Source organism: Fibrobacter sp. UWR2, assembly GCF_002210285.1.
In the GTDB taxonomy this organism is placed as follows: domain Bacteria; phylum Fibrobacterota; class Fibrobacteria; order Fibrobacterales; family Fibrobacteraceae; genus Fibrobacter.
Genome location: NZ_MWQE01000004.1, coordinates 139,529 through 159,235, shown reverse-complemented (window position 1 = coordinate 159,235; position 19,707 = coordinate 139,529). Strand labels below are relative to the sequence as shown.

20 protein-coding genes are annotated in these 19,707 nt (G+C 55.8%); 16 read left to right on the top strand and 4 right to left on the bottom strand.

Going from position 1 to position 19,707, the window contains the following annotated elements; genetic code table 11:
• Nucleotides 1-10 precede the first annotated feature (10 nt).
• The 4 genes from fabF (at nucleotide 11) to B7994_RS08055 (ending at nucleotide 4,018) form a co-directional block, all read left to right on the top strand.
• Nucleotides 11-1,261: a beta-ketoacyl-ACP synthase II gene (gene fabF, locus B7994_RS08065; protein WP_088637961.1), complete on the top strand. Its 1,251-nt coding sequence runs from the start codon at nucleotides 11-13 to the stop codon at nucleotides 1,259-1,261.
• Nucleotides 1,262-1,348: 87 nt separating this feature from the next.
• Nucleotides 1,349-1,483, top strand: a complete 135-nt coding sequence (locus B7994_RS14350; protein ID WP_255396908.1) for a hypothetical protein — start codon at nucleotides 1,349-1,351, stop codon at nucleotides 1,481-1,483.
• A gap of 6 nt (nucleotides 1,484-1,489) precedes the next feature.
• The gene (locus tag B7994_RS08060) at nucleotides 1,490-2,260 is read left to right on the top strand and encodes a polysaccharide deacetylase family protein (protein ID WP_088637960.1); all 771 of its coding nucleotides are present in this window, start codon (nucleotides 1,490-1,492) and stop codon (nucleotides 2,258-2,260) included.
• 24 nt (nucleotides 2,261-2,284) lie between these two features.
• Nucleotides 2,285-4,018: an AMP-binding protein gene (locus tag B7994_RS08055; protein WP_088637959.1), complete on the top strand. Its 1,734-nt coding sequence runs from the start codon at nucleotides 2,285-2,287 to the stop codon at nucleotides 4,016-4,018.
• A gap of 4 nt (nucleotides 4,019-4,022) precedes the next feature.
• Here B7994_RS08055 and hemL read toward each other — a convergent pair whose 3' ends face one another.
• The 3 genes from hemL to B7994_RS08040 are packed head-to-tail and all read right to left on the bottom strand — an operon-like array spanning nucleotide 4,023 to nucleotide 7,423.
• Nucleotides 4,023-5,309: a glutamate-1-semialdehyde 2,1-aminomutase gene (gene hemL, locus B7994_RS08050; protein ID WP_088637958.1), complete on the bottom strand. Its 1,287-nt coding sequence runs from the start codon at nucleotides 5,307-5,309 to the stop codon at nucleotides 4,023-4,025.
• 26 nt (nucleotides 5,310-5,335) lie between these two features.
• Nucleotides 5,336-6,301 carry a porphobilinogen synthase gene (gene hemB / locus B7994_RS08045; protein WP_088637999.1) on the bottom strand — a complete coding sequence of 322 codons (966 nt, stop codon included), beginning with the start codon at nucleotides 6,299-6,301 and terminating at the stop codon, nucleotides 5,336-5,338.
• 9 nt (nucleotides 6,302-6,310) lie between these two features.
• Nucleotides 6,311-7,423 (bottom strand): fibrobacter succinogenes major paralogous domain-containing protein, encoded by a 1,113-nt coding sequence (locus B7994_RS08040; protein ID WP_088637957.1) that lies wholly within the window; start codon nucleotides 7,421-7,423, stop codon nucleotides 6,311-6,313.
• 94 nt (nucleotides 7,424-7,517) lie between these two features.
• On the opposite strand from B7994_RS08040, the gene purU reads away from it, so the two are divergent.
• From purU to fusA, 10 genes are all read left to right on the top strand, one after another.
• Nucleotides 7,518-8,363 (top strand): formyltetrahydrofolate deformylase, encoded by an 846-nt coding sequence (gene purU / locus B7994_RS08035; protein WP_088637956.1) that lies wholly within the window; start codon nucleotides 7,518-7,520, stop codon nucleotides 8,361-8,363.
• A 9-nt stretch (nucleotides 8,364-8,372) separates the two neighbouring features.
• Nucleotides 8,373-8,867: a hypothetical protein gene (locus tag B7994_RS08030; RefSeq protein WP_088637955.1), complete on the top strand. Its 495-nt coding sequence runs from the start codon at nucleotides 8,373-8,375 to the stop codon at nucleotides 8,865-8,867.
• A gap of 19 nt (nucleotides 8,868-8,886) precedes the next feature.
• On the top strand, nucleotides 8,887-9,558 hold the full coding sequence (gene pyrE / locus B7994_RS08025) for an orotate phosphoribosyltransferase (protein WP_088637954.1): 672 nt from the start codon (nucleotides 8,887-8,889) through the stop codon (nucleotides 9,556-9,558).
• Nucleotides 9,559-9,581: 23 nt separating this feature from the next.
• The gene (locus tag B7994_RS08020) at nucleotides 9,582-10,268 is read left to right on the top strand and encodes a hypothetical protein (RefSeq protein ID WP_088637953.1); all 687 of its coding nucleotides are present in this window, start codon (nucleotides 9,582-9,584) and stop codon (nucleotides 10,266-10,268) included.
• Nucleotides 10,265-11,530: a hypothetical protein gene (locus B7994_RS08015; RefSeq protein ID WP_088637952.1), complete on the top strand. Its 1,266-nt coding sequence runs from the start codon at nucleotides 10,265-10,267 to the stop codon at nucleotides 11,528-11,530. Before B7994_RS08020 ends, B7994_RS08015 begins: the two co-directional genes overlap by 4 nt.
• Nucleotides 11,531-11,552: 22 nt before the next feature.
• Nucleotides 11,553-12,944 (top strand): DEAD/DEAH box helicase, encoded by a 1,392-nt coding sequence (locus B7994_RS08010; RefSeq protein ID WP_088637951.1) that lies wholly within the window; start codon nucleotides 11,553-11,555, stop codon nucleotides 12,942-12,944.
• 20 nt (nucleotides 12,945-12,964) lie between these two features.
• On the top strand, nucleotides 12,965-13,726 hold the full coding sequence (gene map / locus B7994_RS08005; protein ID WP_088637950.1) for a type I methionyl aminopeptidase: 762 nt from the start codon (nucleotides 12,965-12,967) through the stop codon (nucleotides 13,724-13,726).
• Between the two features lie 10 nt (nucleotides 13,727-13,736).
• On the top strand, nucleotides 13,737-14,096 hold the full coding sequence (locus B7994_RS08000) for a hypothetical protein (RefSeq protein ID WP_088637949.1): 360 nt from the start codon (nucleotides 13,737-13,739) through the stop codon (nucleotides 14,094-14,096).
• Nucleotides 14,097-14,150: 54 nt separating this feature from the next.
• On the top strand, nucleotides 14,151-14,804 hold the full coding sequence (locus B7994_RS07995; protein ID WP_088637948.1) for an EcsC family protein: 654 nt from the start codon (nucleotides 14,151-14,153) through the stop codon (nucleotides 14,802-14,804).
• A 164-nt stretch (nucleotides 14,805-14,968) separates the two neighbouring features.
• A complete protein-coding gene (gene fusA, locus B7994_RS07990; protein ID WP_088637947.1) occupies nucleotides 14,969-17,098 on the top strand; it encodes an elongation factor G in 2,130 nt (709 codons plus the stop codon).
• Nucleotides 17,099-17,372: 274 nt separating this feature from the next.
• Here fusA and mazG read toward each other — a convergent pair whose 3' ends face one another.
• Complete coding sequence (gene mazG / locus B7994_RS07985) at nucleotides 17,373-18,173, bottom strand: nucleoside triphosphate pyrophosphohydrolase (RefSeq protein ID WP_088637946.1); 801 nt, start codon at nucleotides 18,171-18,173, stop codon at nucleotides 17,373-17,375.
• 277 nt (nucleotides 18,174-18,450) lie between these two features.
• On the opposite strand from mazG, the gene B7994_RS07980 reads away from it, so the two are divergent.
• Both B7994_RS07980 and B7994_RS07975 read left to right on the top strand, forming a co-directional pair.
• Complete coding sequence (locus tag B7994_RS07980; protein ID WP_088637945.1) at nucleotides 18,451-19,362, top strand: DNA-processing protein DprA; 912 nt, start codon at nucleotides 18,451-18,453, stop codon at nucleotides 19,360-19,362.
• A complete protein-coding gene (locus B7994_RS07975) occupies nucleotides 19,362-19,655 on the top strand; it encodes a septum formation initiator family protein (protein WP_088637944.1) in 294 nt (97 codons plus the stop codon). The genes B7994_RS07980 and B7994_RS07975 overlap by 1 nt, the downstream gene beginning before the upstream one ends.
• The last annotated feature ends 52 nt before the right edge of the window (nucleotides 19,656-19,707 follow it).

Genomic DNA, 19,707 nt, shown 5'->3' with positions numbered 1-19,707 from the left:
TGAGGCCAGAATGACCAAAAGAAGAATTGTTATCACCGGCATGGGTGCAGTGACCCCCGTAGGGAAATCTATCCCCGAAATGTGGAATTCCATCCGCGACGGAAAATGCGGAATCGGGCCCATCACGCAGTTCGATGCCAGCAACTGCCCGGTGAAGATTGCCGCCGAAATCAAGGACTTTAAGCCCGAGGAACACGGGATTGACCCGAAGGAAGCACGCCGCATGGCACGCTTCACGCAGTTCCTGGTTGCCGCTGCCAACGAAGCCGTCAAGGATGCGGGTCTCACCCGCGAACAGCTCGCCGAAGACACAACCGGCATCGTGGCCGGCAACGGCCTTTCGGGCATGGACGTACTCGACGAGACCTACAACAAGTATATCGAAGGCGGCAAGCGCAGGGTTTCGCCACTTGCGATGCCGGAACTCATCCCGAACGAGGCGTGCGCAAACGTCTCCATCGCTCTCGGGATTACGGGACTCGCCCACACGGTCTGCACCGCCTGTGCCTCCGGCACCGACGCCATCGGGGTCGCCCTGGATTCAATCCGCTCGGGCAGGCTCGACGTGTGCCTTGCCGGCGGTTCCGAAAGCGGGATTACCGAATACTCCATCAAGAGCTTTGCAGGCATGCACGCCCTCACCGACAAGTTCAACGACGCCCCCGAGAAGGCGTCGCGCCCGTTCGACAAAGACCGTAGCGGCTTTGTCATGGGCGAAGGCGGTGCGGTGATGGTTCTCGAGGAACTCGAGCACGCGAAGGCCCGCGGCGCCAAGATATATGCGGAACTGGCCGGTTACGGCGCGTCCGCCGACGCCTACCACATCACGAGCCCGCGCCCGGGTGGTGAAACCTGCGCCAAGGCCATGGTCCGCGCCATGAAGGACGCCGAAATCGCCCCCACCGACGTAAACTACTACAATGCGCACGGCACTTCCACCCATCTGAACGACCTCACCGAGACCCAGATGCTCAAGATCGCGCTCGGTGAACACGCCTACAAGATCAAGGTATCGAGCACCAAGAGCATGACCGGCCACTGCGTCGGCGCCGCGGGCGTCATCGAGGCCATTATCTCTACGCTCGCCGTCAAGGACTCGTTCTACCCCGCCACCATCAACCTCGACAACCCAGACGAGGAATGTGACCTCGACTACGTACCTCACAAGGGCGTCGAGGGCAACATCGACGTGGCAGTATCGGCCTCCCTAGGTTTTGGCGGCCACAACGGCGTGGTTGTCATTAAGAAATACAAGGATTAACCGAAATTCTTTGCCCTTTTTGGGGCAATTATTGTATTTTTCGAGTAGAGCGCGGGCGTTGTACCGCAGCGAACCAAGGAGTTCCGTATGTCTGATTGGCTGTTCAAATCGTGGGTCAAGGTTTCCGTAATCACGGCAATCCTGTTCTTCTTTTACCATCTTTTCATCTCCCAGAAACTCGAGGAAGAGTACTACACCTCTAACCGCGACATCCGCAGGTAGGCCATTATGGAACATAACAAGGACATCGCCGATATCCAGGCTGCCGAGGCCACTTCGCAGAAAAAGAAGAAGTTCATTCTGTGCTACCACAGCTTTAGCGTGCTGAACTACAAGAGGGCCAGCGTACAGATACGCAAGATTGCCGATGCGGCAGGCTCGCCCATCAGCATCGCCGTGATTCCCTCCTTCGGCGCGGCCCCCGAATCCGAAGCAGAAGAATTCCGCGAAGAAATCGAAAAGTTCGTGGACGAGGGCTACGAAATCATGCTGCACGGAGCCCGTCACCGCGCAGACCTTTCCCTCAAACGCAGTATTTCCGGTAAAATCGCCCTCTGGATATCAAACAACGAGGCCGAATTCGCCGGCATCGACGAACGCTTCACGCAGGCGCTCCTCAAGAGGAGCCTCGCCCTCTGGAAGGCGCACGGGACAGGCGAAGCCTCCGGATTCATCCCTCCCATTTGGTTCGGGAACAAATACCTGAAGAAACTCGCGCTCGATATCTTCGATTACTACGAAGACTTCCACGGCATTTACCAGATGGTAGACGGGAAAATCAAGAAGACCCGTTCCGGCACGCTCAGTTTTTCCATCATCCCTACCCCGCTCCTCGGGCTTACGCAGACATACGCCTGCCTCAAGATGCTCCTGCCGGGAGGAGTCCACCGCCTGGTGTTCCATGACAAGGACTTCAGGACCATCGGTGAAAAACGCATTCTAAATATGGTTCGTTACACCTCGACAATGCGCGAGAAAATCATGTACCGGGATCTTTAAGACCCGAAACCACGGTATCGACACATGTTGCTAAACAAGTTTCTATCCCGCACGGATTACGAATCTTACGAAGACCTCTACAAGAACTTCAAGATAACCATCCCGGATAACTTCAACTTTGCCTACGACGTCGTTGACGAATACGCAAAAACAGAACCCAAGCGCGAAGCCCTCGTGTGGTGTGACGACGATGACGAAAGCCATATTTTCACATTCAAGGACCTTTCGCTTGCCTCCCAGCGTACGGCAAACTTCCTCGTAGAACAGGGTATCCAGAAGGGCGACCGCGTGATGCTCATCCTCCGCCGCCGCTACGAATTCTGGTTCTTCTTGCTGGCGCTCCACCGCATTGGCGCCATTGCCATCCCGGCGACCAACATGCTCGCCGCTGAAGACCTGGAATACCGATTCAAGGCCGCCGACGTGAAGATGGTCGTGACCTACGACGAACCCGCACTGCAAAAAGAAGTCGACAAGGCGAAATCCAAGTGCGCTTCCGTAGAAAAACTCGTGACCGTAGGCCAGACCGCCCGCCAGAACTGGGTGAGCTTCTACGACGACTACGAAATCTACCCGGCCAAGTTCCCGCGCCCCGAAGGCGATGCCGCCACGCACAACGACGACATCATGATCGTGTACTTCACGAGCGGTACGAGTTCAAACCCGAAGATGGTGGCACATACCTTCACCTACCCGCTGGGGCACATCGTGACCGCCAAGTATTGGCAGCACGTTGTTGACGGAGGCCGCCACCTGACCGTCGCCGAGACCGGTTGGGCCAAGGCGCTCTGGGGCAAGATTTACGGGCAGTGGATTGCCGGTTCCGCCGTATTTACCTACGACATGAAGGTGTTCATCCCGGGCAAGCTGCTCGAGAAGATGTCCGAATACAAGGTGACCACATTCTGCGCCCCGCCGACAGTCTACCGCTACATTTTGCAGCACGGCATCGGCAGGTACGACCTTTCGAGCCTAAAGTACTGCACTACCGCAGGCGAAGCCCTGAACCTCGACATCTACAACAGGTTCTACGAACAGACGGGCATCCGCATGCAGGAAGGCTACGGCCAGACGGAACTTACACTCACCACGGGCAACTTCGGTTTCAGCGAACCGCGCCCGGGCTCCATGGGCAAGCCCTCCCCGGGATACCGCATGGAAATCGTGAACGCCGAAGGCAACCCCTGCGCCGACGACGAAGTCGGCGAGCTCATCATCAAGATTGACCAGGGCAAGCCCTTCGGCATGTTCGGCGGCTACTACCGCGACCAGGAACGCACCGAACGCGTGTTCGAGGGCGGAGTGTACCACACGGGCGACACCGCTACCCGCGACAAGGACGGTTATTACTGGTTCGTGGGCCGTAACGACGACCTCATCAAGAGTTCGGGCTACCGCATCAGCCCCTTCGAAGTGGAAGAAGTCATCCACAAGCACCCCGCCGTCCTCGAAGTGGCGGTAACGGGCGTGGAGGACAAGGACCGCGGCCAGGCCGTGAAGGCGACCATCGTGCTCCAGAAGGGCTACGAGGCGTCGAAGGACCTCGCGAAGGAAATCCAGTTGTTCACCAAGAAGGTCGCGGCCTCTTACAAGAGCCCGCGCATCATCGACTTCGTGACGGAACTGCCGAAAACCATCAGCGGAAAGATTCGCCGCGCCACCATCCGTGACAAGGACGCCGAAGCGCAGAACGCGGAAAACGCAGAAAGCGCCGAAGCAACAACCAGCCCTGAAACCAATTCAGAGCAGGAAGGATAAGTCGTTAAAGTGTCTTGAAGACTTTCCTGGCGGCATCGACGGTACGGTCGATGTCGCTTTCTGTATGCGCGGCGCTCACGAAGATGGCCTCGAACTGGCTCGGCGCCAGGTAGATGCCTTCGTCGAGCATCCCGAGGAAGTACTTACGGAACAGTTCCAGGTCGGACTTCTGCACGTCGGCAAAGCTTTCCACGGGGCCTTCGGTAAAGAAGATGCAACCCATGGAGCCCACCTGGTTCGCAGAAATGGCGACGCCCGCAGAGGCGGCCGCATCCTTGAGGCCCTCAAGCAAACGCTTGGTCATCGCTTCCGCATGCACGTAGTATTCGGGATGCGCATTAAGTTCACGCATCGTCGTTAACCCCGCCGCCATCGCGACCGGGTTACCGGAAAGTGTCCCCGCCTGGTAAATACCACCGAGCGGTGCAATCTGCTGCATAACATCGAGACGCCCGCCGTACGCACCGACGGGCATGCCGCCGCCGATAATCTTCCCGAAGGTCGTAAGGTCGGGCTTGATGCCGTAAAGCCCCTGCGCGCAGTGGATACCCACGCGAAAACCGGTCATGACCTCGTCCACAATCAGGAGCGCGCCATGCTTCGTGGTTTCCGCGGAAAGCGTCTGCAAGAATTCAGGTTTCGCAGGTACAACGCCCATGTTGCCGGCCACCGGTTCCACGATGACACCCGCAATCTCGTCGCCAATCTTGTCGAAGAGCTCCTTAACGCCCGTCACGTCGTTGTACTGGAGCGTGAGCGTATACTTCGCGAGGTCGGCGGGCACTCCCTTGCTGCTCGGCTTGCCCGTAGTGAGCATGCCCGAACCCGCTTTGATGAGCAGGCTATCGCTATGGCCATGATAGCAGCCTTCAAACTTCACAATCTTGTCGCGTCCGGTAAAGCCGCGGGCCGCGCGGATGGCACTCATCGTCGCCTCGGTCCCGCTGTTCACCATGCGGATCATCTCCACACTCGGCACAAGGCCCATCACGAGTTTCGCAAGTTCGGATTCGAGCCCGCAGGGAGCGCCAAAACTTAAACCATTCTTCGCCGTTTCTGCAACGGCATTGATAACGGCATCGTGCGCATGGCCCAGGAGCATCGGGCCCCAACTGCCAACGTAGTCGATATAGTCGTTACCGTCCACATCATAGATGTGACTACCCTTCGCGCGGGCGATAAACGGAGGAGTCGTGCCGACATTACCATATGCGCGGACAGGGCTATTCACGCCGCCCGGCATCAGGTTCTTGGCTTCGGCAAAAAGCTTTTCACTAAGGGAGTGTTTCATTTTTCTAGCCTAAGCGCCGCTTTCTATTAAAAGAGATGCTTTTCCAGCGCTTCCTTGGCATGGTAGGTAATAATGATGTCGGCACCTGCACGCCTGAAAGCGAGCAAGTTTTCGCGAATGATGGCATCCTCGTCAATCCAGCCCATCTTTGCAGCGGCCTTCACCATGGAATACTCACCGCTCACGTTATAGACGGCCACGGGAACGGGGCTCGTTTCCGCCGTCTGGCGCAAAATGTCGAGGAAGGCAAGGCCCGGTTTCACCATCACGATGTCGGCGCCCTCTTCGATGTCGAGGTCCACTTCGTGCTGTGCCTCGCGGGCATTGCGCACGTCCATCTGGTATGTCTTGCGGTTGCCAAAGTGCGGGGCAGAATCTGCCGCATCGCGGAACGGGCCATAGTAGGCACTCGCAAACTTCGCGCTGTAGGCCATAATCGGAGTGTTCTGGAACCCGTTCTCGTCAAGAGCCTTGCGGATAGCCGCCACGCGCCCGTCCATCATGTCGGAGGGGGCCACCATGTCGGCACCGGCGCGAGCATGCGACACCGCCGTTTTCGCGAGGAGTTCCAACGTAGAGTCATTATCCACGTCACCGTTCTTGATGATCCCGCAATGCCCGTGACTCATGTATTCACACAGGCAAACATCCGTAACTACATACAAACTAGGAGCCTTCGCCTTGATGGCACGGACGGCGCGTTGCACGATTCCGTCGTCATCGTATGCAGAAGTCGCCATCTCGTCCTTCGAGTCGGGAATCCCGAACAGGAGTACGCTCTTGAGGCCAATCGCCTCGAATGTCCCCACTTCCTTGATAATCTCGTCGATGCTGAAGCGGAACTGGCCCGGCATCGAAGGAATCTCTTCCCTGATACCCGAACCTTCCACCACGAACATCGGGTAGACAAGTGCATCAGGGTTCACGGCGGTCTCGGCCACCATATTGCGGATAGCCTCGTTCTGGCGCAAGCGACGCGGACGATTCAGCATTGCCACCACCTAGTTTCCGTTAATACAGCGAACAGAGTATGCGTTATTCTTCGCATTATTCGGCACAAGCTGGCGAACCATCTGGTCGCTCATGCGGCCCATAGACCAAAGCCAGATAGTCTCGTTACGGCCGTTCTGTGCACTCCAGAATCCAGCATACTCACCCATTTCCTCATAGCGAACAGTAGACTTGCCAATCACCTTGCGGTAACCCGAAGAATAAACGGAGAATCCATATTCATCCGTACCACCACCGCCGTGCCAGCCGGTAGTCGCCTTCATCTTCTCGGCAAACTTACCACACTTGTCCACGCCCTCGTAGCACTTGGTAAGCCCGACGAGCATGTCCATCCATTCGCGGTCGCGCGGCAAGTGCCAGCCTGCAGGGCAGGCCTGACGGGCACCTTCCAAATCATACAGCTTTCCGCTGCGAGTGCAGTAGTTTTCCTTGTCCTCGTAGCACCAGGAATGGCCCGGCACTTCGTAGTTCACGTTCTGGGCGAACCATTCGCGGCCTTCCACCTTGATGGTGCGGTAAACCTGGCCATCGCGCGGGTCAGTAAACGAGCTCGACATGCTGCGGATATCGGCATGGTGCTGCTGTTCGGCCGTACGCAACTCGGCAACCTGCTTGCGCAAGTACTTTTCGCGGCCTTCGAGATTCGCCACCCAGTATTCCTGGGCCTTCGGATTCGCAAACTTGATTTTCAAGTCAGAAAGCGCATACACATCGTCACCACAGGCCAAGTCGACGCCCGCAATGTTCACGATTTTCTCTTCCTTGCCAAACGTCATGGGCTTGTTGAAGTACGATACCCAAGCTTCCTTTGTGGAATTGCACAGACCGTAGAAATTGCCCTTCTCAATCTTGTCGGCGGGGACGGTCATGTTCCCAGATGCCGAGAAGGAGAACAGGCCATCGTCCACCTTGAACGAAACCGGCTGTACTTCCTTGTAGTTGGTGTACTTGCCCATGCGGATGTTGCCCGAAACCTTCACCGACGTGTAATCGCCTTCACCTTCTGCCTTATAGATTGCATCCCATGTCTTGGGCGGGACTGCAAAGGCGGCGACACCCATAAGGGTTACACACGCGAAAACCTTCTTACTGAAACAGATCATTTTCTGCCTGCCTTTTTGTTGAGAACATGAACAATGTTAGCATTTTTTCATTATTCGGCAGGGGCCGCGGGCTGCAATTATCTACATTTTAAGCATGGCAACAACACGTTACATTTTGCAAATCCACTGTCCCGACCAGAAAGGGCTTATCGCCGGCACCACACAGGTGCTCGCCAAGGCAGGCGCCAACATTGTCGACCTGCAGCAGCATACGGCGAAAGATATCGAGACATTCTTCCTTCGCGCCGTCTTTGAACTTGAAGCAAGCGACATCGCCGAAGTCAACAAGCACCTCGAGACACTCGCGCCTCACCTGCAACTGAACTGGAAACTTTTCGACACCTCCAAGACGGAGCGTGTCGCAATTTTTGTATCCAAGACGGACCACTGCCTCTACGACCTGCTCCTGAAGCACCGCGACGGGGACCTTCCCTGCGAATTTAGCTGCATCGTCGGTAACCACCCCGACTTGGGCCCCGTGGGCGGCACCTTCGGCGTGCCGTTCTACTACGTGCCGAGCAACCCGGACAAGAGCATCCCCGAGAACCGTTTCCGCGAAATCATCGCCGAGACCCGTACCGATACGGTCGTCCTCGCCCGCTACATGCAGATTTTGAGCGAAGCCTTCACCGAGGAATTCAAGTACCGCATCATCAACATCCACCACGGGTTCCTGCCGGCATTCAAGGGCGCCAAGCCCTACCACCAGGCATGGCACAAGGGTGTGAAGATTATCGGTGCCACGGCGCATTTTGCCACCGAAGACCTCGACCAGGGGCCCATCATTTGCCAGGATATCCAGCGAGTGCCCGAAACGGCTAGCATCGACGAACTTGTCGAACTCGGAAAGGATATCGAAAAGCGCACGCTTTCGCAGGCGCTCAAGCTCTGGCTCGAACACCGCGTGTTCGTGTACGCCGGAAGAACGTTTATTTTATAGGAGTTAACCATGTCCGAAGAAAATCTGAACAACGAAGTACAGCCGGAAGCCGCCGAAGCCCCCGTTTCTGCCGATGCTACCACCCAGGTCGCCCCTGCAGAAACTCCCGTGAGCGAAGTTCCGCAGGAACCGGCCCCGGTTGCTGAAACCGAGGAACCGCAGGTCATTATCCAGAAGGAACGCGGTTTCGCCCACTATGTCGGATTTGCACTCCTGTGCGTACTCTGCATCTGCTTCTTCTTTATGCCGGGTATCGCACTCACCTTCGGCGTGAGCAGGCTCGTTCCGCTGCCCGGTGCAGCCGCATGGATTTTCAGCGCCATCCTGAGCTTTGTCATTTGGCTCGTGTTCAAGCTGAAGATCAAGGGCTTCAAGAAGTCCTTCTACATCTACATCGGACTGTGTGTCGTAGTCCTCGCTATCCTTATCGCTATCGAGGTCCTGACCGACAACCTCAACGTATTCTCTAGCATCTTCGCGCTCTTGACCGGAGCCGCAGGTTAACCTAAGAAGTATTCCCATTATGAACGCAAAAGAATCATTCGTACATTTCCTTGTCGAGGCAGGTACCCTCAAGTTCGGTAACTTCGTGACCAAGAGCGGCCGCGAGACCCCGTATTTCATCAACACCGGAGAGTTCCGCACGGGTGCAACCCTTTCCAAGCTTGCCGAATACTACGCAAGCACGTTCATGGTACACTTCGACGGCAAGGCCCAGAACCTCTACGGCCCGGCATACAAGGGCATCCCGCTGTGCGCCGCCACCGCGATGAAGCTCAGCGACCAGTACGCCCAGAACCTCACGTTCACCTACAACCGCAAGGAAGTCAAGGACCACGGTGAAGGCGGTTCGCTCGTCGGCTACAAGTATACCGAAAAGACGAATGTCGTCATCATCGAGGACGTGATTACCGCAGGCACGAGCGTGAACGAGACCATGCAGGCGCTTTCGCAGATTGAAAACGCCAACGTCATCGGATTGCTCATCTCGGTCGACCGCAAGGAAAAACTCGAAAACGGCAAGTCCGCACTGCAGACCGTGCAGGACGAATACGGCATTGAGGCTCACTCCATCATCGATATCAACGATATCATCGCGTTCCTCGAGAGCGAAGATAACCGCAAGGCAATCAATGCACCCGAAGGAATCCTCGAAAAGGTGTACGCCTACCGCGAAAAATGGGGCGCAAAATAGCCTAGGCGAAAGAAGGGGACGCGTTGTTTAAGCGGTTTGCAATCGTCTGCGCGATTGCCTGCATCCTTACCGGGTGCGGGCCATCTTACCATTGGACGAAAAGCCATCCGCTCTACAGGCAAGTCCCCTACAGCACGCTTTCCATTACCGGAACCGAGAATGCCTTCATCCTGACCCGTTCCAAGTGGTTTGCGAAAAAGCTCAATATCGACCCGCTGAAGGTGCAGGGCGAAGCAACGAAATTCTGCGAGCAAGCTTTCCTCGACGAGATGAAACGCGCCTACCCCACTCTCAAGCAGATTCCCGATTCCGTCGTGAACAGGTTCCCCGAGGAAAGCCAAAAAATTGACGACCGCGTGTTCATCAAGGGGCATTTCCCCGAGCAAGGCGTGAGCGTCACGGACGGCGGGAACATCCCCCCCTACATCCTTATCCTGCACGAATTCATCATCGGGACCGACATCAACCGCGAAGTGTTCTACGACTACGAGCTCATCCGTCAGGAAAGCGCGGAGAAAAAGACATCGAACAACCTGAGCATCGTACTTTCGTACACGCTGTGGGACAACGAGAATCAGCGCCCACTGTTCAGCGCCGTCGACGAAGTCCAGCGCCCGATTACAAAGATTAGCATAGACGACCTGCGAGCCGCCGTTGTCGAGGCGGCAAAGAGAATCCGCATCAACCTGTACGAAGGAGTCCGCAAATGAAACGCATCTCCTTCGCGATACTCCTGGTTTTCTCGCTTGCTGCGCAAGCCCTTGCAGGCGATATCTACTTCAACAAGCACCCCGTGCTCTGGGAAAATCCCGACATTCTCATCTGGACGCCGGATGGCAAGAGCCCGATAGACCCGAAGGAACTCTGCCTTTCGCTCAAGAGGACAAACACGGGAATAGGCGAACCCAAGTGCCGCATTTTCGGTGAATGGGAACGCGACAGCATCGCCCTGCACTATGCGAAATGGCTGCAAAAGAATATCGACCCGAAGCTAAACGACGAATACCTGCACATTCGCCACCCGGCTCTCATGGCAAAGGTTCAGCAGATAGAGGACAACATCGTGCTCTACCTCGCCGACAACGGGAACAAGGTTAGCGTAGCCATATTTGACGAGACCTCCACGAACCCGAAGGTCGCAGGCTCCGTCCTGAAGACAAACGACAAGATTGCGCTCGGCGACGAGATTGCCCAGACATTCTTCTCCGGAAAGACAAAACGCAGGCTTTCGAAAGAGGAGCGCAAGAAGCTGCTCGACGAGCCCGACGAGTTCTACCAGGAAGTACCCAAGTTCCGCGCCTGGGCCGGAGTTTCCATCGGATACTCGCAAGCGCATATCCCGCTTACACCCGACGACTGGACCGAAAGCCACACGAAAAGCAAGGTGAGGAACTACAGGATTACCAAAGATTCCGTGAGCCTCTGGAACTTTATCGAAGACGACGACCCGTTGCTCTCCGTGCACGTGGGCGGAATCTGGTATGGATTTATCGGCCTAGAGCTCATCTATCGATTCGCCAAGCACAAGGTCAAGACAGACGAGCGCGACACCGTCTACGAGGAACTAGACCACTGGAACTTCTACCAGCACGAAGTCGGGCTCAACGCCATGTTCGCAAGGTCCTACACCATCAAGAAATGGCTAGACATCGACCTGTTCGCCTTCCTAGGATTCCAGTACAGTTTCTACGTCGAGGACATCGCGCTCAAGGACGATGTCAAGAAGCCCTCAAAGGCATACAATGTCCGCATCCGGTTCGAGGAGGCCTACAAGGGCGGGCTAATCGGCGGAGGCGCCCAGTTCGTATTCTTCAAGCACTACGGCATCGCTCTACGCACAGGCATTTCGAGCCGCGGACGCGACATGTACGTCGATCCGACGCCCGATGCGGCCGCCGCCCCCTCGGTTATCGGCGGTTCTACCATAGACTGGTTCGCCAGCGTCGGCCTGGAATACCACTGGAGCCTGTAAATTTGCTAAATTTGCTCGCACTATGAGTGAAAACAATATTGAAGAGAAGAAAGAAGAAGTAAATCCGTTCCTGACGCCTGTCAACATTATAGAACCCGAGCACCCGCTCCCCGACTACACATTCGACATGCTCCCCGAAGAACAGAAGAAGGTTCTCGCGGAACACGGCTGGACCCAGCTGATGCCGGTCCAGCGCAAGACCATCCCCTACATGCTCGCCGCCCGCGATATGCTGGTGCAGTCCAAGACCGGCTCGGGCAAGACCGGCGCCTACGTACTCCCGCTCTTGCAGGTTATCGTTCGCGACCACATTTTCCCACAGGCACTTATCCTAGTGCCGACCCGCGAGCTCTGCATGCAGGTGCAAGACGAAATCGAGAAACTCTCGAAGGGCACAGGCATCCGCTCGGTCGCCATCTTCGGCGGCGTGAGCTACGAGCCGCAGCTTAAGGCACTCAAGAACGGCGTACATATCATCGTCGCTACCCCGGGCCGCCTCATGGACCATGTACAGCGCGGCAACGTCGACTTCCTCGATATCCGTGACCTGGTGCTCGACGAAGCCGACGAGATGCTCTCGATGGGCTTCTACCCCGACATGCAGCGCATCCGCAAGTACCTGCCCAAGATGATTTCGTGCACGATGTTCAGCGCAACCATCCCGCAGACTGTGAAGAGCCTCGCCCGCGAATTCCAGCGCCCGAGTGCAGAATTCCTTTCGCTCAGTTACGACAAGGTCATCGCGAACAACCTGGAACACCGCTGGTACCCCTGCGACGTGATGGAAAAGGATTCCATGACCATCAAGGTGCTGGAATACTATAACCCCGATAGTTGCATGATTTTCTGCAACAAGAAGAGCGACGTAAGCTACCTGGAACAGGTACTTTCGGGCTACGGCTTCAAGGTCGGCGCCCTCAGTGGAGACGTAGCGCAGTCCATGCGCGAAAAGACCTTAAACGCCTTCCGCGAAAAGAAGCTCCGCATCCTCATCTGCACCGATGTTGCCGCCCGCGGTATCGACGTGGACCACGTGACCCACGTTATCGTGTACGACCATCCGGCCGACCACGAAGTCTACGTGCACCGCAGCGGGCGCACCGCCCGTGCAGGCCGTAGCGGGCTCTGCATTTCGCTCATCACGCCGGTCGAAGAAATCGAAATCCGCCAGACTGCGGCAGACTTCGGCATCAATTTCATCAAGATGGAACCGCTCACCGGCGAGGAGATTGCAAAGAAGGTGAGCGACCGTACCCGCGTTACACTTGAACAAGAAAGAAACCACTTCGGCGGACAGAAGGCGACCGAACGAATCAGCCGCATGCTCCCGCTCGTAAAAGAACTTGCAAACGGCCCCGTCGAAGACCAGATGCTGCTCGCATACCTGGTGGACCGTTACGCCTGGAAGAAGTGATATAGGTTTAGGTAAGTAAAATGGCTAAAATCAAGGTAAAATCCGCAAAAGAAATTGAACTCATCCGTGATGCCGGCGCGCTTGCCGCCGAAACGCTCATCCGTGCGGGTGAAATGTGCAAACCGGGCGTCTCTACGCTCGAAATCGACGAATTCATCGGCGACTACACCCGAGCCCACAAGGGTATTTCTGCCTGCATGGGCTACCACGGCTACCCGCGATACGCCTGCATCAGCATCAACGAGGTCGTGTGCCACGGCATCCCCAACGCGCAGACCATCCTGAAGGATGGCGACATCGTGAACATCGACATCACGACAATCCTCTCCGGCTACCACGGAGACACGAGCGCCATGTTCTGCGTAGGCAAGGTATCCAACATCGCACAGGAACTCGTCGACACCGCCAAGTTCTGCATGGAAGAGGGTATCCGTGCAGCAGGTGAACAGGGAGCCCGCTGGTGCGACATCGGTTGCGCCATCCAGGACATCGCCGACGAGCACGGGTTCAGTGTGGTGGAAGACTACTGCGGCCACGGCATCGGGCGCGGATTCCACGAGGAGCCGACCGTTCTCCATTTCCGTAATAACGAACGCGGTCCGTTCATCGAAGTCGGTAACGTTTTCACCGTCGAGCCCATGATCAACGTGGGCCGTCCGGGCACCAAGACGCTCAGCGACGGCTGGACGGCGGTGACACGCGACGGAAGCCTTTCCGCGCAGTGGGAACACACCGTAGTAAAGACCAAGAACGGCATCGAAATCCTGACCCTACCCCGGTAAACGGAAGCGCATGTCCATACTAGGCAACATCAGGGACAAGGCCGTAGAGTCCTTTATCCGCAAGAACGAAATCGTCCAGCGATTCGGCTCTATCCAGGATGTTGCCATCGATTCCGACGTAAGGATTGCGAGCGTGAAAATAATCCTCCGCGGAGAGACGCAGACAACGTTGTTCAGAGGTTACTACGGGTTCGAGGAAGGCGACAAGGGTACGGAACTCGTATTCGAGAAACTCACCTGCGACAGGACATGGATTAACGAGGCGCTCAAGCTCTATATGGACGGGCGCAAGCTCCGGTTCCCCGTCGCCGACTACAGTGGCGAGACTTTCGCAGGCCTTGCCGGCGGAATCGCGAAGATATTCTTCTAGAATGTGCGCTCCGGCGCTCCCTTTTTTATATATTCATGGAAAAAGGAGCTTCTAATGTCCGAAAGCAAGAAAGAAACCATAGACAAACTGAAGGATAAGGCCGTAAATATCATTTTCGACCTCATCACGGAGATTCCGGACTCGCTCCACAACCCGACGAACACCCCCGAGGACAGGGTCAAGTTGCTCATCCAGCAGGCCTCGCTAAAGGCAGCCACGGTAAGCGCCACGCTATCGATCCCGGCAGGCTTCACGGGTATCCTCACCGCCATTCCCGACATCGCCGCCATCTGGCGCATCCAGGCCCAGCTTGTTGCCGATGTCGCCGCCACATACGGCAAACTCGCCCTGCTCAGTCGCGAAGCCATGGTCTGGTGCCTATTCCGCCATAGCGCGGCATCGCTCCTGAGAGACCTCGCCGTCCGTACCGGGAGCCGTATCGTCGTCCAGAAACTCTCGACAACCGCCCTCAAGAAGCTCGTCGAGAAGGTCGGCATCAAGATTTCGTCCACTTTCCTGAGCAAGTCCCTGCTCAGGGCCATACCCGCCATCGGCGCCATCGGCAACGGCGCCTACGCCTACTACGACACCAAAGAGGTCGGCAAGACCGCCGTTACGTACTTCAAGGCCCTTGTCGACCAGGAAGTGCAAGAAGAAAGCGAACCCAAGACCGACGAAGCGTGTAACACCAGCACGCAGAACCAGTAATACAGCCCACATTTCCCCAAACAAGCGGACTATAGCCCCTAGTCCGCTATTTTCGTCATCCTTAAAGCCCCAAATAGGCTCCCCTGCCCCTTGAATACCCCCCAAAATTTTCTATCTTTGGGCGCAAACTTCAAAAAACATCAACTCCATTAGTGGACTAAAATATGAAAAACATTGAAAAGCACAGAAATATTGGTATTTCTGCCCACATCGACTCCGGTAAGACTACCCTTACCGAACGTATCCTCTACTTCACAAAGCGTATCCACGCTATCCACGAAGTTCGTGGTAAAGACGGCGTCGGTGCCACGATGGACTCCATGGAACTTGAACGCGAACGCGGCATCACTATCCAGTCCGCCGCTACGTTCGCAAACTGGACCCACACCAAGAGCGGTGAACAGGACTCCATCAACATCATCGATACCCCGGGGCACGTGGACTTCACTATCGAAGTGGAACGTTCTCTCCGCGTGCTCGACGGTGCTATCCTCGTTCTTACCGGCGTGGAAGGCGTTCAGTCCCAGTCTATTACTGTTGACCGCCAGATGAAGCGCTACCATGTGCCGCGCGTCGTGTTCGTCAACAAGTGCGACCGCTCTGGTGCAAACCCGCTCCGCGTGGCCGTGATGCTCAAGGAAAAGCTCAACCACAAGCCCTGCGTGATGCAGATTCCTATCGGTCTCGAAGACCAACTGAAGGGCGTGGTCGACCTCGTCGAAATGAAGGCCTACTACTTCGAAGGCGCCAACGGCGACGACATGATCGAAAAGGAAATCCCGGCCGAACTCGTCGACCAGGCTAACGAATACCGCACCCAGCTCATCGACTGCTGCGCCGACTACAGCGACGAAATCATGGAAAAGGCCATGGAAGGCCAGTACGGTGTGGACGATATCGATAAGGCCCTCATCAAGAAGACCATCCGCGAAGCCACCATCCGCCTCGAAATCACTCCGGTGTTCATGGGTTCTGCCCACAAGAACATTGGCGTGCAGAAGCTCCTCGACGGTGTTATCGACTACCTCCCCTGCCCGACCGACGTTGAAAACAAGGCCCTCGACCTCGACAACAACGAAGCCGAAGTCATCCTCAAGAGCGACGACAACGAACCGCTCGTCTGCTACGCGTTCAAGCTCGTGAACGACCGCTACGGCCAGCTCACCTACGTCCGCGTGTACCAGGGCACCCTCAAGAAGGGCGACATGATCACCAACATGGCCACCGGCAAGAAGGTGTCCGTGGGCCGTCTCGTGCGTATGCACGCCGACGAAATGGTGGACATCACCGAAGCCGGCGCCGGCGACATCGTTGCACTGTTCGGTATCGACTGTGCTTCCGGTACGACCTTCACCGACGGCAAGAACCACTACAACATGACTTCCATGCACGTTCCTAACCCGGTTATCGAACTTGTTATCGAAGCCAAGAACCGCGACGACCTCGACAACATGTCGAAGGCCCTCAACCGCTTCACCAAGGAAGACCCGACCTTCCAGGTCGAAGTCAACAAGGAATCCGGCGAAACCATCATCAAGGGCATGGGCGAACTTCACCTCGACGTGTACATCGAACGTATGCGCCGCGAATACAAGGTCGACGTGCAGACCGGTGCTCCGCAGGTGGCCTACCGCGAAACCATTACCCGCGAAGCCAAGTTCGAATACACCCACAAGAAGCAGACCGGTGGTTCGGGTCAGTTCGCTAAGATGTCCGGCGTGATGCGCCCGATGCCTGTCGAAGGCGACTCCGAAAAGGTCTACAACTTCATCAACTCCGTCGTCGGCGGCCGCATTCCTAAGGAATACATCCCGTCTTGCGACAAGGGCTTCCAGAGCTGCATGCAGGCCGGTTCCCTCATCGGCTTCCCGGTCGTGGGTATCGAAATGGAAGTTCAGGACGGTGCGTTCCACCCGGTGGACTCCTCTGACATGGCGTTCCAGATTTGTGCCCGTATGGCCTTCCGCGAAGCTTTCGCCAAGGCTGGCGCCCAGATTCTTGAACCGATCATGAAGGTCGAAATCGCCACCCCGACCGAATTCCAGGGCAACGTTGTGGGTAACGTCTCCCAGCGTCGCGGTACCATCACCGGTACGAGCGAAGAACTCGGCACGACGACCATCACCGCCGAAGTCCCGCTTTCCGAAATGTTCGGTTACGCTACCGACCTCCGCTCCATGACTCAGGGCAAGGCCGAGTTCACCATGGAATTCTGCAAGTACTCTCCGGTGCCGCGCAACATCCAGGAAGAACTCATCAAGAAGTACGGCGACAAGGTTAACCAGCGCGGTTAATTTTTAAGCACCAAAGTTAAAAGGCTCCGGCAAATGCCGGGGCCTTTTTTCGTTTGTCGGTAAAAACAAAAACACCCGGCGCAAGCGCCGAGTGCTTTTGGAATAGAAAGTGTACACCCAATAAGTCCTACCCCGCGGTTCGATCCGGCATCCCTTCTCCAGAACCAGGACTGACTGGAAGCACACTCATAATATACCACGAACGAAAACATCGTGAACAAAAATTTTCACAAGCAATCGTTCCCGTAAGGAACATTCCAAAGTGGAATGGTTTTTATCTAGTGGCGTTTTTGGCCTGTTTCCACAGATTCTGCAGGCCATCTAGCCCGATATCCTTGACCTGCTTGCCCTGTGCGGCAGCCAGGCGCTCCACCTCGCGGAAGCGCTTCTCGAACTTCGCATTTGCACGGCGGAGTGCAACATCGGCATTGAACCCGCTGTGGCGCGCCACGTTCACGAGGCAGAACATAATATCGCCGAACTCATCTTCCAGGCGGTCGGTGTTCGCATTTTCGGGCGTGACCTTCTCCATCTCGGCACGGAATTCCGCGAATTCCTCCTGAGCCTTGTCGAACACGGGAGCGGCCTCGCCCCAGTCAAAGCCAACCTTCGCCACCCGGCGGATAATATCCTGCGTACGGGCGAGCGTCGGCATACTTTTGCTTACTTTGTCCATAACAGACTTTTCCGCATCATGCAAGTGCATCGTTTCCTGGGCCTTGATCTTTTCCCAGCGGCGGCTGACTTCGCCGGCCGTATCCACCTGCGCGTCGCCAAAAACATGCGGATGCCTGCGGATCATCTTTTCGCAGATTCCCTGCACCACATCGTCGATAGTAAAATCGCCCTGCTCGCGGCACACCTGCGCGTGGAAAACCACCTGCAACAAGACATCGCCCAGTTCCTCGCACATGTGCGCCTTGTCGCCGTCGAGCGCGGCATCGATAAACTCGCTACTTTCTTCTACTAAGTACGGCAAGAGCGTATGCGTATCCTGAGCGCGGTCCCACGGGCAGCCGTCTTCGGCACGGAGCCTCTTTAAAATATCCACCAAATCGTCAAACGTGTATTTCATACTCTAAAAGATAGATAATCAAATGCCAAGCAATGTGAAATGTGGAGTGTGTGATGACTAATTATAATTTTACATTTCACATCACACATTACACACCACACATTATTGCTATATTGTTCGTGGGCCTAGTTAAATTCAGGTACCGGACTTTCCGGACCCGGGCGATTGCCGGCTAGCGTTAATCCTATAAAAAACGCACGGCATGTTCCTTTAATTCTTTTACGCAGTTTATTGCGCGATTACTGCACAATTTAAACTGCGCCAAAAAGGAACGCCCATGAAGCACGAAATATACCTCGTACCGCCCGAAAAATACCCGCTGTTACTTGGCAGTTCTATCTACAAACCTAAGCAACTCTATGCAATAGGGAAACTGCCACCAGCCACTGTTAAGGAGAACGACCGCACCGATATACCCATCGGCATCGCGATGGTCGGCACCCGCAGGCCTGGAGCTAACGCAAAACTGCTCTGCAAGAGGCTCGTGGATTCCCTGCAGGGCACCCGCGCCGTCGTCGTCTCCGGCCTTGCGCAAGGCATCGACAGTTTTAGCCACGAAGCGGCACTCGATGCGGGCATCCCGACTGTCGCTGTACTCGCGCAGGGGCTAGGCACCCGAATCGAAGGGACCCGCGGGGAACTCGCCAAAAGAATCCTTGCGACGGGCGGCGCACTCGTTAGCGAATTCGAACCGGACGAACCCGCATACAAAAGCAACTTTCCTGCACGGAACCGCATAATATCGGGCATGAGCGCGGCAACCCTTATTGTCCAGAGCAAGGCGAAAGGCGGAGCGCTCCTTACCGGCGAATTCACCCGCAAGGAAGGCAAACCCCTCTACGCCATCCCGGGCGATTTTGACAACGAGGTCGCTAGTGGGCCGAACGCCCTACTCAATGGAGGCCTCGCAAAACCCGTATTCATCCCCGAAAGCCTACGCACCGTACTCGGTTTTCCCAAGACCGAGGGACTAAGCCTACAAGGACTATCGCTCGCCGGCCTGCATCTGGGAAACGACGCACTAGACCTTTTCAAGCATGTGAACGGTTTCCGGAAAACAATTTGTGAACTTCAGTCAGAATTTGACTTTAACATAAGCCAACTTTTAACTATATTGACAGAGCTGGAAATAGCGGGGCTCGCCCACACTGACGATAATTTCGTTTTCCAGTTCGACGGAGTCAACTAATGCACAAGAGAATCTACATTGCCGTTATCGCCTTCATATTCTTTATCGGCATTCTCCTGTTGCAGCTTTTCTTCAGCAAGGGAAACCTCATCGAACAGGGCAAAGTCGCTCAGCAAATTGCGGAATACGAATTCAAGGTAGACTCTCTCAAGAAAATCATCCAGAATGATTCACTCGAGATAGACCGTCTGCTGCACGATTCGCTATACAAGGAAGAAATCCTGCGCACCAGGTACGGCATGAGCCGCGAAGGCGAGAAAGTTTTCCAGATGGTGAAGGGAAAAAAGGACTAGCCTGCGTCTCACCTATTTCTATATTTGTCCCCGGAATAAAAAGGATTTGAAA

Excerpts from the sequence above, each read along its gene's own strand:
- fabF (WP_088637961.1), top strand. The coding sequence starts at position 11 with ATGACCAAAAGAAGAATTGTTATCACCGGCATGGGTGCAGTGACCCCC.
- B7994_RS14350 (WP_255396908.1), top strand. The coding sequence starts at position 1,349 with ATGTCTGATTGGCTGTTCAAATCGTGGGTCAAGGTTTCCGTAATCACG.
- B7994_RS08060 (WP_088637960.1), top strand. The coding sequence starts at position 1,490 with ATGGAACATAACAAGGACATCGCCGATATCCAGGCTGCCGAGGCCACT.
- B7994_RS08055 (WP_088637959.1), top strand. The coding sequence starts at position 2,285 with ATGTTGCTAAACAAGTTTCTATCCCGCACGGATTACGAATCTTACGAA.
- hemL (WP_088637958.1), bottom strand. The coding sequence starts at position 5,309 with ATGAAACACTCCCTTAGTGAAAAGCTTTTTGCCGAAGCCAAGAACCTG.
- hemB (WP_088637999.1), bottom strand. The coding sequence starts at position 6,301 with ATGCTGAATCGTCCGCGTCGCTTGCGCCAGAACGAGGCTATCCGCAAT.
- B7994_RS08040 (WP_088637957.1), bottom strand. The coding sequence starts at position 7,423 with ATGATCTGTTTCAGTAAGAAGGTTTTCGCGTGTGTAACCCTTATGGGT.
- purU (WP_088637956.1), top strand. The coding sequence starts at position 7,518 with ATGGCAACAACACGTTACATTTTGCAAATCCACTGTCCCGACCAGAAA.
- B7994_RS08030 (WP_088637955.1), top strand. The coding sequence starts at position 8,373 with ATGTCCGAAGAAAATCTGAACAACGAAGTACAGCCGGAAGCCGCCGAA.
- pyrE (WP_088637954.1), top strand. The coding sequence starts at position 8,887 with ATGAACGCAAAAGAATCATTCGTACATTTCCTTGTCGAGGCAGGTACC.
- B7994_RS08015 (WP_088637952.1), top strand. The coding sequence starts at position 10,265 with ATGAAACGCATCTCCTTCGCGATACTCCTGGTTTTCTCGCTTGCTGCG.
- B7994_RS08010 (WP_088637951.1), top strand. The coding sequence starts at position 11,553 with ATGAGTGAAAACAATATTGAAGAGAAGAAAGAAGAAGTAAATCCGTTC.
- map (WP_088637950.1), top strand. The coding sequence starts at position 12,965 with ATGGCTAAAATCAAGGTAAAATCCGCAAAAGAAATTGAACTCATCCGT.
- B7994_RS08000 (WP_088637949.1), top strand. The coding sequence starts at position 13,737 with ATGTCCATACTAGGCAACATCAGGGACAAGGCCGTAGAGTCCTTTATC.
- B7994_RS07995 (WP_088637948.1), top strand. The coding sequence starts at position 14,151 with ATGTCCGAAAGCAAGAAAGAAACCATAGACAAACTGAAGGATAAGGCC.
- fusA (WP_088637947.1), top strand. The coding sequence starts at position 14,969 with ATGAAAAACATTGAAAAGCACAGAAATATTGGTATTTCTGCCCACATC.
- mazG (WP_088637946.1), bottom strand. The coding sequence starts at position 18,173 with ATGAAATACACGTTTGACGATTTGGTGGATATTTTAAAGAGGCTCCGT.
- B7994_RS07980 (WP_088637945.1), top strand. The coding sequence starts at position 18,451 with ATGAAGCACGAAATATACCTCGTACCGCCCGAAAAATACCCGCTGTTA.
- B7994_RS07975 (WP_088637944.1), top strand. The coding sequence starts at position 19,362 with ATGCACAAGAGAATCTACATTGCCGTTATCGCCTTCATATTCTTTATC.